At 59.1% G+C, this 13866-nt stretch carries 16 protein-coding genes and 1 pseudogene; 9 read left to right on the plus strand and 8 right to left on the minus strand.

Annotated elements, in window-relative coordinates:
• Position 1 precedes the first annotated feature (1 nt).
• The 4 genes from KSS96_RS22075 to acs form a co-directional block, all read right to left on the minus strand.
• Positions 2 to 700, minus strand: coding sequence for an ABC transporter permease (locus KSS96_RS22075; protein ID WP_017529411.1), 699 nt, complete (start codon positions 698 to 700; stop codon positions 2 to 4).
• Positions 697 to 1386: an ABC transporter permease gene (locus KSS96_RS22080; protein ID WP_010208305.1), complete on the minus strand. Its 690-nt coding sequence runs from the start codon at positions 1384 to 1386 to the stop codon at positions 697 to 699. Before KSS96_RS22080 ends, KSS96_RS22075 begins: the two co-directional genes overlap by 4 nt.
• A gap of 92 nt (positions 1387 to 1478) precedes the next feature.
• The gene (locus KSS96_RS22085; RefSeq protein ID WP_017529410.1) at positions 1479 to 2264 is read right to left on the minus strand and encodes an ABC transporter substrate-binding protein; all 786 of its coding nucleotides are present in this window, start codon (positions 2262 to 2264) and stop codon (positions 1479 to 1481) included.
• A gap of 669 nt (positions 2265 to 2933) precedes the next feature.
• Positions 2934 to 4889, minus strand: coding sequence for an acetate--CoA ligase (gene acs, locus KSS96_RS22090; protein ID WP_065876832.1), 1956 nt, complete (start codon positions 4887 to 4889; stop codon positions 2934 to 2936).
• Positions 4890 to 5286: 397 nt separating this feature from the next.
• Between acs and KSS96_RS22095 the strand changes: the two genes are divergently transcribed.
• Positions 5287 to 5556, plus strand: a complete 270-nt coding sequence (locus KSS96_RS22095) for a DUF2790 domain-containing protein (RefSeq protein ID WP_017529408.1) — start codon at positions 5287 to 5289, stop codon at positions 5554 to 5556.
• A gap of 66 nt (positions 5557 to 5622) precedes the next feature.
• On the opposite strand, the gene KSS96_RS22100 is transcribed toward KSS96_RS22095, so the two are convergent.
• The 3 genes from KSS96_RS22100 to KSS96_RS22110 are packed head-to-tail and all read right to left on the minus strand — an operon-like array spanning position 5623 to position 7308.
• Positions 5623 to 6063, minus strand: a complete 441-nt coding sequence (locus tag KSS96_RS22100) for an aconitase family protein (RefSeq protein ID WP_217855323.1) — start codon at positions 6061 to 6063, stop codon at positions 5623 to 5625.
• On the minus strand, positions 5949 to 6968 hold the full coding sequence (locus KSS96_RS22105) for an aconitase family protein (protein ID WP_217855324.1): 1020 nt from the start codon (positions 6966 to 6968) through the stop codon (positions 5949 to 5951). Before KSS96_RS22105 ends, KSS96_RS22100 begins: the two co-directional genes overlap by 115 nt.
• A gap of 7 nt (positions 6969 to 6975) precedes the next feature.
• The gene (locus tag KSS96_RS22110; RefSeq protein WP_217855325.1) at positions 6976 to 7308 is read right to left on the minus strand and encodes a 3-isopropylmalate dehydratase small subunit; all 333 of its coding nucleotides are present in this window, start codon (positions 7306 to 7308) and stop codon (positions 6976 to 6978) included.
• A 93-nt stretch (positions 7309 to 7401) separates the two neighbouring features.
• Between KSS96_RS22110 and KSS96_RS22115 the strand changes: the two genes are divergently transcribed.
• The 8 genes and pseudogenes from KSS96_RS22115 (at position 7402) to KSS96_RS22150 (ending at position 12967) form a co-directional block, all read left to right on the plus strand.
• A complete protein-coding gene (locus tag KSS96_RS22115) occupies positions 7402 to 7785 on the plus strand; it encodes a LysR family transcriptional regulator (RefSeq protein ID WP_083221600.1) in 384 nt (127 codons plus the stop codon).
• Positions 7734 to 8318, plus strand: coding sequence for a LysR substrate-binding domain-containing protein (locus KSS96_RS22120; protein ID WP_263978345.1), 585 nt, complete (start codon positions 7734 to 7736; stop codon positions 8316 to 8318). The genes KSS96_RS22115 and KSS96_RS22120 overlap by 52 nt, the downstream gene beginning before the upstream one ends.
• A gap of 458 nt (positions 8319 to 8776) precedes the next feature.
• Positions 8777 to 10027, plus strand: coding sequence for a ribonucleotide-diphosphate reductase subunit beta (locus KSS96_RS22125; protein WP_217855327.1), 1251 nt, complete (start codon positions 8777 to 8779; stop codon positions 10025 to 10027).
• 76 nt (positions 10028 to 10103) lie between these two features.
• Positions 10104 to 10613, plus strand: coding sequence for a hypothetical protein (locus tag KSS96_RS22130; RefSeq protein ID WP_017529092.1), 510 nt, complete (start codon positions 10104 to 10106; stop codon positions 10611 to 10613).
• A gap of 4 nt (positions 10614 to 10617) precedes the next feature.
• Positions 10618 to 10791, plus strand: a pseudogene (locus KSS96_RS22135) (HNH endonuclease); the annotation flags it as partial.
• Positions 10792 to 10862: 71 nt separating this feature from the next.
• A complete protein-coding gene (locus tag KSS96_RS22140; RefSeq protein WP_032883485.1) occupies positions 10863 to 11510 on the plus strand; it encodes an HAD-IB family hydrolase in 648 nt (215 codons plus the stop codon).
• A gap of 115 nt (positions 11511 to 11625) precedes the next feature.
• Positions 11626 to 12573, plus strand: coding sequence for a hypothetical protein (locus KSS96_RS22145; protein ID WP_065876718.1), 948 nt, complete (start codon positions 11626 to 11628; stop codon positions 12571 to 12573).
• 106 nt (positions 12574 to 12679) lie between these two features.
• Entirely contained in the window at positions 12680 to 12967 is a 288-nt protein-coding gene (locus tag KSS96_RS22150) for a helix-turn-helix domain-containing protein (protein WP_017529095.1), read from the plus strand.
• A gap of 83 nt (positions 12968 to 13050) precedes the next feature.
• Here KSS96_RS22150 and KSS96_RS22155 read toward each other — a convergent pair whose 3' ends face one another.
• A complete protein-coding gene (locus KSS96_RS22155; protein WP_225913299.1) occupies positions 13051 to 13776 on the minus strand; it encodes a hypothetical protein in 726 nt (241 codons plus the stop codon).
• Positions 13777 to 13866 lie beyond the last annotated feature (90 nt).

Consider the following 13866-nt stretch of genomic DNA (forward strand, 5'->3'; position numbering starts at 1 on the left):
ATCAATGCTTCCGTGGCGCCAGGTAGCTCAGCCAGCGGCGCTCGGCCAACTTGAACAGGCGTACCAGGATGAAGGTGAGGCACAGGTAGAACACGCCGGCGGTGATGTAGGCCTCGAACGGCAGGTAAAACTGCGCATTCACCGTGCGCGCGGCACCGGTGATGTCGATCAGGGTGACGATGGACGCCAGGCTGGTGGTCTGCAGCATCATGATCACTTCGTTGCTGTACTGCGGCAGCGCGCGGCGCAAGGCCGACGGCAGCAGGATGCGGCGGTACAGCTTATAGCGCGACATGCCCATGGCCTTGGCTGCCTCGATCTCGCCATTGGGCGTGGCCTTGAGGCTGCCGGCGATGATTTCTGCGGTGTAGGCGCTGGTGTTGATCGCAAAGGCCAGGCACGCGCAGAAGGTGGCGCTGGACAGCAGCGGCCACAGGAAGCTCTCGCGTACCGCTTGGAACTGCGCCAGCCCGTAGTAGATCAAAAACAGCTGCACCAGCATCGGCGTGCCGCGGATGATGTAGGTGTAGAGCCACGCCGCGCCGTTGACGATCGGCTGCTTGGACACGCGCATCAAGCCCAGCGGCAAGGCGGCGAGCAGGCCGAAAAACAGCGAAATGGCGAGCAGTTTCAGGGTGGTCAGCAAACCGCCAAGGTACAGCGGCATGGATTCCCAGATGACGTTGTAGTCGAAGATCATAGATCAGCCGCCCTTACGCCTACCGAGTAGCGCTTCTCAAGATGACGCAGGGCCAGCAACGACACGCTGGTGATCACCAGGTACATCGCCGCCACCGCGAGGAAGAAGGTAAAAGGCTCGCGGGTGGCATCTGCCGCCTGCTTGGCCTTGAACATCATGTCTTGCAGGCCCACCACCGAAATCAGCGCAGTGGCCTTGGTGAGTACCAGCCAGTTATTGGTGAACCCAGGGATAGCCAGCCGAATCATCTGCGGCACCATCACCCGGAAAAACACCTGGAAGCTGCTCATGCCATAGGCAAGGCCGGCTTCGGCCTGCCCCTTGGGGATGGCCATGAAGGCACCGCGGAAGGTTTCCGACAGGTAGGCGCCAAAGATGAAACCCAGGGTGCCGATACCGGCGGCCAAGGGGTTCAGGTCGATATAGTCGTCGTAGCCGAGCATCGGCGCGACGCGGTTGAGCAGGTCCTGACCGCCGTAGAAAATCAGCAGGATCAGCACCAGGTCGGGGATCCCGCGGATCACCGTGGAGTACAAGTCACCCAGCCAGGCCAGCCAGCGCACCGGCGACAGGCGTAACGCGACCCCGATCAGACCCAGAACAATGGCCAAGGCCATGGACGACAAGGCGAGCTGAAGCGTCAACCATGCGCCATCGAGGATGACGGCCCCGTAGCCTTTCAACATGATTCAGGTCCTCGAAAAGGGGGATGAAAAAATGGCGCAAACTTCAGAGTGTTCTGTTGCTTGCGCCATTTTGCACAGACAGCCGCGACGATTTACTTGGCGTCAGCGCCGTAGATATCGAAGTCGAAGTACTTGTCCTGGATTTTCTTGTATTCGCCGTTGGCACGGATCGCGGCGATGGCTGCGTTGATGCGGTCCAGGTTTTCCTTGTCGCCCTTGCGTACCGCGATGCCGATGCCGTCGCCGAAGTATTTGGCTTCGGTGAACGACGGGCCTACAAACGCGTAGCCTTTGCCGGCGTCGGTTTTCAGGAAACCGTCCTGCAGCAGGGTAGCGTCAGCCACGGTACCGTCGAGACGACCGGCAGCCACGTCCAGGTAGATTTCGTTCTGGGTGCTGTAACCCTTGATGTCCGCACCTTTTGGCGCCAGGACTTCATGGGCGAAACGGTCATGGATCGAGCCACGCTGTACGCCGATCTTCTTGCCTTTCAACTCATCCAGGCTGTCGCTGACCGCAGTGCCGTCCTTCATCACCAGGCGCGCCGGGCTCAGGTAGTAGCGGTTGGTGAAGTCCACGGACTTCTTGCGGTCGTCGGTAATGGACATGGACGACAGGATCGCGTCGATCTTGCGCACTTTGAGCGCTGGGATCAGGCCATCGAATTCCTGCTCGACCCAGGTGCACTTGACGTCCATCTGCTTGCACAGGGCGTTGCCGATGTCGTAGTCAAAACCGACGATGCTGCCATCCGGCGCCTTCGAGGCAAACGGAGGGTAGGCCGCTTCGATACCAATTTTCAGAGGCTTGCCTTCAGCGAAAGCCTGCATGGACAGCACGGACAGCGCCAGGGCGCCCAACAGCACGAGTTTCTTCATCTTGGGACTCCATCGGTATAGGGCAAAACAGCAGTATGAGCCATGGCCCACGATGCGGCGAAGGTGAAACCGAATAGCGGTGCTGCGTCCTACGCCAGTTCAACACTGGAGACGACGAGCGAGTGATCGGCATTCTAACGACAGGCCGGAAGCCGATATTTCCTCAATGCGACAACAATTTACAGAAGCACCGAGAAAGCGGTTCCAGCTCATTGACAGCCCCTGAATTTTATGCAGAGACAAAAGACACTAAACCTGTAGACGCTGCAAATTGCGGGCCTATTATTCGCAAACCCTTCTAGCACGGCAAGTGTGGCGTTTGATCTTATTTGCGGGGGTGTCTAAAACGCGGTTTTTCGCGGCGCGGGCGTAGCGCTTTGCCTCATGTTTGGGCGCAGGGTTACACATTTGCGCCGCTCGGTAACATTCAGAAACCTCCTACGTGAAAAACCGATATTTATTGGACTGGTCATGAGCCTGACCTGAAATGCAGCCCAAATGTGGAAGGGGGCTTGCTCCCGATTGCAGTGTGTCAGCCAACACCTAGGTCACTGGACCTCCGCTATCGGAGCAAGCTCCCTCCCACAGGGGATCTTCGTGGTTTCGAGAACGCACAAAAAAGCCCCAGCCGGCTCATGCCGAATGGGGCTCTTTGCCACCTAGCCCGCGTTACGCGACGTTCATGGTCTTGTGGGTTTCGATCAAATGCGCCACCACACCTGGGTCGGCCAGGGTGGAGATATCACCCAGCCCGTCGTACTCAGCCGTGGCAATCTTGCGCAGGATGCGGCGCATGATTTTGCCCGAACGGGTCTTCGGCAAGCCCGGCGCCCACTGGATCACATCCGGCGAAGCGATCGGCCCGATCTCCTTGCGCACCCAGTTTTTCAACTCCAGGCGCAGCGCTTCGTTCGGCTCTTCGCCATTTTTAAGGGTGACGTACACATAAATGCCCTGCCCCTTGATGTCGTGCGGCACACCCACCACCGCCGCTTCGGCGACTTTAGGGTGGGCGACCATCGCGCTTTCGATCTCGGCGGTGCCCATGCGGTGGCCGGACACGTTAAGCACGTCGTCCACACGCCCGGTGATCCACCAGTAGCCGTCTTCGTCACGACGCGCACCGTCGCCGGTGAAGTACATGCCGCGGAAGGTCTTGAAGTAAGTGTCCACAAAACGGTCATGATCGCCGTACAGCGTACGCGCCTGGCCTGGCCACGAATCGAGGATCACCAGGTTGCCTTCGGCGGCGCCTTCGATGATGTTGCCCAGGTTGTCCACCAACGCCGGCACCACGCCAAAGAACGGCCGTGCGGCCGAACCCGGCTTGAGCGCATGAGCGCCCGGCAGCGGGCTCATCAGGGTGGCGCCGGTTTCGGTCTGCCACCAGGTATCGACGATCGGGCAACGGGATTGGCCGACGTTCTTGTAGTACCAGTCCCACGCCTCGGGGTTGATCGGCTCACCCACCGAACCCAGCAAGCGCAGGCTGCTGCCATCCACGCCTTCGCAAGCGGCGGTGCCCGAGGCCATCATCGCGCGGATCGCAGTCGGCGCGGTGTAGAGGATGTTGACCTTGTGCTTGTCGACGATCTTGCCCACCCGGGTGATGTCCGGGTAGTTCGGCACGCCTTCGAACAGCAGCGTGGTCGCGCCATTGGCCAGCGGGCCATAGACGATATAGGTGTGGCCGGTGACCCAGCCAACGTCGGCGGTGCACCAGTAGATTTCGCCCGGGCGGTAGTCGAACACGCGCTCGTGGGTCAGGGCTGCGTATAACAGGTAGCCGCCGGTGGTGTGCTGCACGCCTTTAGGCTTGCCGGTGGAACCGGAGGTATAGAGGATGAACAGCGCTTCTTCGGCGCCCATTTCTTTAGGCGCACACACGGTGCCGGCCACTTTCATCAGGTCTTCGTACCAGATGTCGCGATGCTGGTTCCACTTGATCGCGCCATTGGTGCGCTTGCACACGATGACCTTTTGAATGCTGCTGGTTTCCGGGTTGGTCAGGGCGTCATCGACGTTGGCCTTGAGCGGAATTTTCTTACCTGCGCGGATGCCTTCGTCGGCGGTGATCACCACCTTCGACTTACAGTCGATGATACGGCCGGCCAGGGCCTCCGGCGAGAAACCGCCGAACACCACCGAGTGGATCGCACCGATGCGGGTACAGGCCAGCATGGCGACCACGGCTTCGGGGATCATCGGCATGTAGATCGTCACCACGTCGCCGCGGTGCACGTCCTGGCCACGCAGGGCGTTGGCGAACTTGCAGACTTCTTCGTGCAGCTCGCGGTAGGTGATGGTGCGGCTTTCGGCAGGGTCATCACCCTCCCAGATGATCGCCGCCTGATCGCCACGCTCGGCGAGATGACGGTCCAGGCAGTTGTAGGAAACGTTCAGGGTGCCGTCGGCAAACCACTTGATGTCGACATGGTGGTCGTCGAAAGAGGTCTGCTTCACCGCGGTGAAAGGCTTGACCCAGTCAAGACGCTTGGCTTGCTCACGCCAGAAACCATCGGGGTTGACCACCGACTGCTGGTACATGGCCTTGTAGGTCGCCTCATCGGTCAGCGTGTTGGCTGCTACTTCGGGGCGAACGGGGTACAGGGAAGCCGCACTCATCTTTCTTACCTCGGTGACAATAGTTGTTTTTGTATGGCCCTGTTGTAGCCGGGGCCGGCCTATAGAACCATTCGACGATGGTAGTAACAAGCCCCTACAAATTGCCCCGGTATCCAGCTTTGGCGCTCTGGCCCGCGGCCTGCGGCGCTTCGACGGTTTGTGAAAAAACCTTTAACACGGGATTGTTACAAAAACCGCTAAAAGTGTTTATCAAAACCACGGGTATATGAATATAACCCCCACGCCTAAAATCAACTCCGCCAACAAGGCAATCTGATTAACACCGCAACAGCCCCCACGAAGGCAACGTTAATCCGAACTCCCAAACTTCAAGTTACGCACGCGGCCTCACAAGGGCCCCGTGACCCCTTTCGCCCCAAAGAAGGTAAGTAAAGAAATGAAAGTTCTAGTAGCAATGGCCCTCAGCAGCCTGTTTGCCACCACCGTCTTGGCCGACGAAGCCCCGACCGAGCTGGCCGGCCAGAACGCCCCGATTGTTGAGGACTACACCTACAGCACGCACTTGGATGTCGCCAAAGTAGTGTCCATGAGTAATATCCCGGAAGTCTGCGAAGTTGTACCGGTGAAGATGGAATATGAAGACTCGCACGGCCAACGGCATATTCTTAATTATCACGTGATGGGCAATGGTTGCTCCAACGGGTAATGAGTTTTCAAGTTGAATGCTTGCTCGCCGCAAGAAATCGTTCTTGCGGCAAAGGCCCAGCCTCTTTTATCGCCCCAGCCGCGCGACGTTCATAAACCGACGAGCAGGCTTGCCTGTGGTGCGATCATCCGGCAACCCCCAGTACACCACGCCTGTGCATATCAGGCAGAACGGTGCCAGCGCCAACATGCCAAGGTAGGTGTTGCCGCCTACATCGTTGATGTAGCCCACCAGCAACGGCGCGACCATCCCACTGAGCTGCCCCACCGTATTCACGGCGGCAATCCCCCCGGCGATAGCAATGCTGCGGTTGATCGCACTCACCGTTACTTGGTCCGCGCGCGTGGATGACCCCGGCCCACAGTTCGCGCAGGCGCCACACCCGGGCATGATCATTTCGACGCCCAGGCGCTCGAAGGTGGCCAGGTAGCCCTTTTCGATGCAGTAGTCGCGAACTGCCAGCGTGCCATATTGCAGGTAGAGCCGGGTGCGCTCATGCAGGGACAAGCCCTGGGCCTCAGGCGCGAACAGTCGATCGCCAACCGCTCTTTGTACTCGGCCTGCGCATCGCTGAATAACCACCCTTCCAATTCAATAGCCACGCCCCGGCGCTCAAGGATGAAATCGACAGTTTTCTGGTCGGGCTGCACGATACCGGTGAACCCGCCCAGCTCCGCCACCATATTGGTCAACGTGGCCCGCTCATCAATGGACATGGCCCGCACCGCTTCGCCGGTGTACTCGAACACCGCGCCAATCCCATGGCCCTGACGAATGAATGCCAGGCTCAGCAACTGCAGTACCACGTCCTTGGCGGTAACCCCCGGCACAAGCCGGCCATTGAGCTCGACACGGATGATCTCGGGCACCCGGCAACGGATGTAACCCGTGGCCCAACTGTTGGCAATGTCGGTGGCGCCGGCCCCGAAGGCCAGGCAGCCCAGCGCGCCGGAGTGCGGGGAATGTGAGTCGGTACCGACGACGACCTGACCGGGCAGCGCGTACTTCTCGGTCATCAAGGCGTGACAGATACCCTCCGAGCCAGGCCTGTCGTGCAATGCGCCGTGCTCGATCACCGGGTAGCGCCGTACAAACGCGTGATGGGCGCTGGCCAGCCCACCGACCGCAGCGAGCAGGTTGTCTCGCACATGGGCCACACTCTGGCTGGCCAGGATGAGATGGTCTTGAAAAGCAATAATTTCATGGGCACGCACCAGCGCCACATCGTCACCAAAAGCGTCGTGCATCAAGTGCGCGCACATCCCGGTGAAGTAATCGTGGCTAAAACGCCAGTCCGCCGAGATAAATACGCCATCCCCTTTCGCCACCGCCTTATCAGGCCCGAGGCGACGACGCTCGATGATCTTTTCGACCAACGTGAGAGGCCGGCTGCTCGGGAGCGGGTTGAACACGTTGCCATCACGCGACGGCAAGTGGGCTGGATTCGCGCGAAGAGCCCTTGCCATAACGCTTGCCTGCCACCGTGACCGTGAACCCGCCCGCCTGAACCGCAAAATTGCCGATCGGGCACACGCCTTCAACCTTGAAGCCCACGTAGGGAAACTCACCCAGCCGCGCGTCATAGGTCATCATGACGACCACGGGCGTGATTTCATCGGTGGAAATATCATCACGCAGTGGCAGCGCAGCGGTCAGCGTGATGTCGTGCCCCTGGAGCTGGGCACGAACGGCCTCGCAGTGGCTGGATAAAAACAGGATGCGTCCTTCAAAGCGCAGGGGTGTTTTAGCCATATGCCCTCTCCTTTTGAGAGCGAGACTAAACTTCGACCCGTTTAACGGTAGTGATCATTGCTCAGCACACCCATCACCAAATAGCGGTGCTCCATGCAATCAATCTGGCGATTTGACCCCACCTCCTTGAAGCTCTTCATTGCCGCCTGCGAATTGGGCAGCATTGCGCGCGCCGCGGAACGAGAAAACAGGGTGGCCTCGGCGGTGAGCAAACGCATTGCGGAACTGGAAGAAGCCGTTGGCACCCCCTTGTTCTATCGGCACAAAAAAGGCATCACCGCCACGCCTGCCGGCCAGTGCCTGTTTGAACACGCAACGCGGGTCGTCGATGACTTATTGCAGATGAGCGCGCAGATGTCCGGCTTCGCCAAGGGCCGACGCGGCATATCAGGATCGGCGCGAACCGCTCCAGCATCATTCAGTTCCTGCCCCACGACCTTCGCGCCTTCCGTACGGAGTACCCCGGTATTGAAATAGCACTGGAGGAACAGACCAGCGAAGAGGTCCTGGAATCGGTGCTCGGCAATCAACATGAACTGGGTATTGGCACGGGCCTGTGCGACGCGGTAGAGCGCGGGCTGCAGGTGCATGATTACCACTGGGACGAACTGGTGCTGATGGTGCCGATGGGCCACCCGTTGTGCCAGCATCGCGTGATCGCCTTTTCAGACAGCCTGTCGTTCCGCCATATCGCCCTGCACACGGACAGCCCGCTGTACCGAATGCTGGACCACGCGGCCCGCAGCGACAGCCAAACGATCCAGTACGACGTGCATGTAAAGAGCTTCGATGCGGTGTGCTGGATGATCCAGGCACACATGGGTATCGCCGTCATTCCCCGCAAAGCGGTCAGCTACACCGACGGGCCGGGGCTGGTCAGCATCGGGTTGAGCGACAGTTGGGCGTCCAGGCGCTTTCACATCATCACCCGGCCCACGCCGTATCAATCGGCGGCATGCAGAAGCCTGCTGCAGTTTCTGCGCGCTCAAATACCCGGCCCTGCACATTGAGCCCTACCCCGCCAACTGCCCGATTTACAGGGCTGGCGCCTGCATGCGGCAAATGCCCACTGAAATCTCGTCACCGTCCGTCAAAAAATTCCTACCCCGCCAACCCCTGTAAACCCGCACTCCGGGTAAAAAAGTCTTCATTTTGTGCGCGCGCCGAGACCATCCGCCGCAACACAGCGCCGATTTTTTCCCTATAATGCGCGGGTAAATCGGGCCTGCAATATCCCATTACATTGGGACGAAGAGCCAGACCTGAGGCCTCCGCTGGAGCAAGCGCGCACCGCTCCGCACCTCAAGCCTCACGCAGAGTACCCGTAACCCTATTCCGTTTAATGCCTGCGCGAGCTGCTGCAACAAACGATTCCTTAAGATCCACCGCGGCCTCAGGGCCGTGTGAACACCCAACCACGCGGTTTCACACGGGCACCTTTGAGCCCTCACGCAGGAGACGACACGTCATGCTGAGCTGGGACGAATTCGACAAAGAAGAAGAAGGCGAAGTAGCCGCTAAAGGCGCCAACGCCGGCCACGCCACCGAAGCCAACATGGACCGCCTCGACGGTGCCGGCGCCGCTGCCGCCGTCGAAGCCCGCGCCGTCACCGCCAACGACTCCGCCGCCATCATCCGCGCCAAGGCTGCCCTGGACAAACTCGACGTCGCCGAAGGCCTCGCCGAACTCGAAGGCGCCTCCGCCCGCGTCGCCGTTGACGAAAAACGCATGATCAACTGCCGCGCCGACCTCAACCAACTCGTGCCCTTCAAGTACGACTGGGCCTGGCAGAAGTACCTCGACGGCTGCGCCAACCACTGGATGCCGCAAGAGGTCAACATGACCGCCGACATCGCCCTGTGGAAAAACCCCGAAGGCCTCACCGACGACGAACGCCGCATCGTCATGCGCAACCTGGGCTTCTTCTCCACCGCCGACTCGCTGGTCGCCAACAACCTGGTGCTGGCCGTGTACCGCCTGATCACCAACCCGGAGTGCCGCCAGTACATCCTGCGCCAGGCCTTCGAAGAAGCGATCCACACCCACGCCTACCAGTACTGCATCGAATCGCTGGCCATGGATGAAGGCGAGATCTTCAACATGTACCACGAGATCCCATCGGTGGCTAAAAAGGCCGCGTGGGGCCTGAAATACACCCGCTCGATCTCCGACCCCAAGTTCGAAACCGGCACCGTCGACACCGACAAAGAACTGCTGCGCAACTTGGTCGCCTACTACTGCGTACTGGAAGGCATCTTCTTCTACTGCGGCTTCACCCAGATCCTCTCCATGGGCCGCCGCAACAAAATGACCGGCGTGGCCGAGCAGTTCCAGTACATCCTGCGCGATGAGTCGATGCACCTGAACTTCGGTATCGACGTGATCAACCAGATCAAAATCGAAAACCCGCATTTGTGGGATGCCGAGATGAAGGAAGAAGCGACCCAGATGATCCTGCAAGGGACTCAGTTGGAGATCGAATATGCGCGTGACACCATGCCGCGTGGGGTGCTGGGGATGAATGCGGCGATGATGGAGGATTACCTCAAGTTCATCGCGAATCGTCGTTTGTCGCAGATTGGGCTGAAGGAAGAGTATCCAGGCACGACCAACCCGTTCCCGTGGATGAGCGAGATTATGGATTTGAAGAAAGAGAAGAATTTCTTTGAGACCCGTGTGATTGAGTACCAGACCGGCGGCGCGCTGAGCTGGGATTGAAGTTACAAACACCAGATAGAGCCGCCCATGGGCGGCTCTTTTTTTATATATGGAAGTTAGAAGGTCCAATCAGCACATGGAAATGCTCTACGCCACCCTAATCATAATCGCGTCAATCGGACTGGCTACCTGGATGTTTCTCGGTGGGTTTGTCTTCAGAAAACCGTTCGTTCTCTGCGTCATGGGTTTTGTCCTGGCCCTCGCCGGCGGATACCTTTCCTACAGTTTGCAAGAAGCCGCCGATAACGCCGAAGTCGCTAAGTACTTTAGCGACCTTAAGCTGGCCGCCGCACTTGTCAGCTACACCATCGCAGCTGCCGGCGGAAGTTTGATTGCAAGCGGCATCCTATTGAAAGCCCAGCATCTAGCCAAAGCGGATAAACACTCTGCAAAGGCTGCCGTGAGGCTGGTTTACAACCACATCGCGATGATCCAACAGCATGCGCAGCGGCTATTGGATAACCCCACGAAGCTATCGATAGCACAGCGGAGAGAACAGCTTGACGACCTGCGCTGTCGGTTGTGCGTGCAACAAACTGCGTTGGACAAGGCCCTTGAACGGCTGGAACAAATGGACTACCCATAAACGTTTGCCATTCCTCGAAGTACATCACGTCAAGCACCTGGCCCAGAAGGGTTCGGATCGCATCACCAATGCTGTAGCCTTGTGCCCCAATTGCCATCAGCGTCGTCACCGGTCGAGTGATCGGGAGGCTTTCACCGAAGGGCTTTACGCCAAAATCGGAAGATTGGCACGGGAGTAGACTCCTGCTGTCACAGCTGATGCACGTTCAAAACTATTAGATAGGACCGAGGCCAACCCGTGAACCCAGACATGCTCGAAGCCGGCCCCGTTGATGCCAAAGTACTTTCCGTCTTTGACTTCGACGGCACCCTCACCCACCACGACAGTTTTGTGCCCTTCCTCAAGTTTGCCTTTGGCCCCGGCGAGTTTTATGGCCGGATGGTCAAGCTGGCGGTGCCGGGGCTGCGCTTTTTGGTGCGGCAGATCAGCCGGGATGAGTTGAAGGCGCAGTTGATCCGCACCTTTATGACGGGGGTGGAGAAGACGTGGGTGCAGCAGAAGGCCGAGGAGTATTGCCAGCGCAATTGGGCGCGGTTGATGCGCCCGGCGGGGGTGTTGTCGGTGGAGCAGGAGTTGGGCTCGGGGGCGGTGGTGACGCTGTGTTCGGCGTCGCCGGCGTTGGTGTTGCAGCCGTTTGCCGATCGGCTTGGCATCCGCTTGATCGGCACTGAGCTTGAAGTGGTGGATGGGGTGTTGACCGGCAAGCTCACCGGGAATAATTGCCGCTGTGAGAACAAGGTGCTGCGGCTCGAAGCGGTGTATGGCGACCTGGGGGAGTACCGGCTCAGGGCCTGGGGCGATACGCGCGGGGACCGGGAGTTGCTGGCGGCGGCGCAGGACGCGCATTTTCGGCATTTTCATGCGAAGAAGAAAAAGCGGGCTCGGTTGCAGCGCTAATGCGGTGGCGGGGTTGGCGGTAGCTTCGCTGGGGGCCGTAAGCCTGTACATTCGATCGCTGCAATGACCGATATCTGCGTAATATCCAGCGAAACTTCTCCCGGACCCAAGCCCCATGAAATTCGATACGGCCTACAGCCTGAGCCTCGATGACAAGCTGTCGATCTACGACGTCCGAGAGCTGAATTTCGATGAAACCGCAGCCTACGACTCCGAACAGGATAGCTTCCTCTGCCCCAACGACGCCTGCCGTGGGGCGTTCGATACGGGCAATGCACTGGGCACCTTCAACGCGAAAAACGTCAATTATGTGCGCACGCCGCATTTCAAGAACAAAACCAGCACCCGGCATATCGAAGGCTGCCGCTATGCCAGTACGCACAAGGCCGCTGCGGGTGAAAATGACGACGAGCGCGAGGACAACTTCCCGTCGGAATGGGTGCTGACGCGGCGTCAGTACCCACGCAAACCCGCACCCGCCGGTACCGAAGGAAGCCTCCCACAAGCCCACACGAAGGTGCCGTCACCTCAAGCAACCCCATCCCACGGCGCCAGCGACCATACCCCAGATAAAACCAGCGTATTCGCCCACCCGGTGGAATGCTACGTGTCCAATATCGACGACAAGGATACGCTCAAGCGCATGCCGCTGAAGATCGGTGATCACACGGCGACCTATTGGGCTTTTTTCAAGAAAATCGAATACCTGCAAGACAACAAGGGCTTGATCTACTGGGGCAAGATCAAAGCGATCAAGGATTACACCAGCAGCTTTCGCATCGACTTCGAAAAGAAGGTATGGCACGACAAGAAGCCGTATTCGGTGAACGTCTACCTGAGCAAAAAACTCATCGACAACTACCGCAAGCGCACCGCATTCCTGGAGCAGATCAAAGCCGCTGCGAGCAGTGAGCGGTCGCTGTATTGCTTCTTTTATGGAGTGACGCCCGAGCTGAAACAGGTGCCGAGCAAGAAGAACCCCGAGCAGACGTTCGGGGTGTTCAGCGCGAATATCGAGAACCTGGACCACCTGATTATTCGGGAGGCGCCGAGGGTCGAATAGAGGGAGGCTGAAAAGCCATCAAAAAAATCCAGTTGATGAGCGGTCGAAACAACTGTACAAAAACACAGTATAGTTTGCCCTCCCCGTCGAACCCTGGAGAAACCCGATGTCCTCTCTGGCAATGAGCTCTTTTGTAGAACAGCAGATCGTCCTGCACCAATTCACCGCCAAACATAGCGCACAGGCCCGGCTCATGCTGGGCTGGAGCCGCGAAGACCTGGCCCGTCACGCGGGCGTCGCGGTCGAATCGGTTCAACAGTTTGAAGGCCTTGGCGAGGTGGATGACAAAACCCGTCTGGCCCTGGCGTTTCGGCTGGAAGCAGAAGGGCTGGTATTTTTTCCAGGGTTTGCGCCGGGGTGGGGAATGAGGGCCGACGCCAGGTGCGCAGGCTAAACCCCCCAGGTTTGACGCCTACTTTGGCGGGGTTCGCTCCACGGCGTTGGAACACCGCGGGCACAATGATGGAGCCATTGGTTTCAGTGCCCAGGGTCAGGCGTGGGGTTGTTCAAACGCACGCTGCGATACCCCTGCACCACCACGGCCAGTGATTCCCTCGACCATCGCGCACCGTAGAACCACACCGTAGTGCCGCCCTCGAGTGGCTCGCCAAACCGTGGATACCCAGCCCAACACGCCTCATGGAACGCGGCACTCTGGCTGTCGGATACCAGGGCATCCAGCCGATACTCGTTCACCAGTTCGTCGATTTCATTGTGGGTGTGCAGGTTGAACTGGAGGCTTGCATCAACCCGTCGTGCCGGTACCGGAACCAGCTTTACCCCGGCCCGACACAGGGTTTCCAGCGCCCGCGTGAAGGGCGGCCGGTGTGCGATAGACGTTTGATCAGGGCCACTCCCGTAGCAGTCGGCAAACCCTATGCGTTTGCCGGACAACCCGTAGACGGTCGTAAACGTGCAATTGTCTTGCACCGGCGGCACCGCCACCATGACTGGCTCCCTTGGGTCGACACCGTTCAAGGCGATCAGCGACAACGAGGGATCCCGCATGGGCTTTATGGGAAGTGCCGGTGCGTCATAACCCGGGATCGGGACGCGGCTGTCGGCATGCACCTGAGGCAAGGGAACACCACCAAACGCAATGCTGGGCGGGCTCGCGGGTTCGACGGCGGAATGGCAGGTTGCCGTCGCCAGGCCGGTGGATTCCGTGAGCGCGGGCCCCCACGCTCCGATCTGACAACCCATGCCCGGCCACCCATATTTCTTACACTTGCCTTCCATCAGATCTGCCCCCTGAACACTCATTTTCGGGGATCATCGCACCCTTCATGGGCA

It is taken from the genome of Pseudomonas asgharzadehiana, from assembly GCF_019139815.1.
Classification (GTDB): domain Bacteria; phylum Pseudomonadota; class Gammaproteobacteria; order Pseudomonadales; family Pseudomonadaceae; genus Aquipseudomonas; species Aquipseudomonas asgharzadehiana.

Coding starts and splice junctions, on each gene's coding strand:
- KSS96_RS22075 (WP_017529411.1), bottom strand. CDS start 700: ATGATCTTCGACTACAACGTCATCTGGGAATCCATGCCGCTGTACCTT.
- KSS96_RS22080 (WP_010208305.1), bottom strand. CDS start 1,386: ATGTTGAAAGGCTACGGGGCCGTCATCCTCGATGGCGCATGGTTGACG.
- KSS96_RS22085 (WP_017529410.1), bottom strand. CDS start 2,264: ATGAAGAAACTCGTGCTGTTGGGCGCCCTGGCGCTGTCCGTGCTGTCC.
- acs (WP_065876832.1), bottom strand. CDS start 4,889: ATGAGTGCGGCTTCCCTGTACCCCGTTCGCCCCGAAGTAGCAGCCAAC.
- KSS96_RS22095 (WP_017529408.1), top strand. CDS start 5,287: ATGAAAGTTCTAGTAGCAATGGCCCTCAGCAGCCTGTTTGCCACCACC.
- KSS96_RS22110 (WP_217855325.1), bottom strand. CDS start 7,308: ATGGCTAAAACACCCCTGCGCTTTGAAGGACGCATCCTGTTTTTATCC.
- KSS96_RS22115 (WP_083221600.1), top strand. CDS start 7,402: ATGCAATCAATCTGGCGATTTGACCCCACCTCCTTGAAGCTCTTCATT.
- KSS96_RS22125 (WP_217855327.1), top strand. CDS start 8,777: ATGCTGAGCTGGGACGAATTCGACAAAGAAGAAGAAGGCGAAGTAGCC.
- KSS96_RS22130 (WP_017529092.1), top strand. CDS start 10,104: ATGGAAATGCTCTACGCCACCCTAATCATAATCGCGTCAATCGGACTG.
- KSS96_RS22140 (WP_032883485.1), top strand. CDS start 10,863: ATGCTCGAAGCCGGCCCCGTTGATGCCAAAGTACTTTCCGTCTTTGAC.
- KSS96_RS22145 (WP_065876718.1), top strand. CDS start 11,626: ATGAAATTCGATACGGCCTACAGCCTGAGCCTCGATGACAAGCTGTCG.
- KSS96_RS22150 (WP_017529095.1), top strand. CDS start 12,680: ATGTCCTCTCTGGCAATGAGCTCTTTTGTAGAACAGCAGATCGTCCTG.
- KSS96_RS22155 (WP_225913299.1), bottom strand. CDS start 13,776: ATGGGTTGTCAGATCGGAGCGTGGGGGCCCGCGCTCACGGAATCCACC.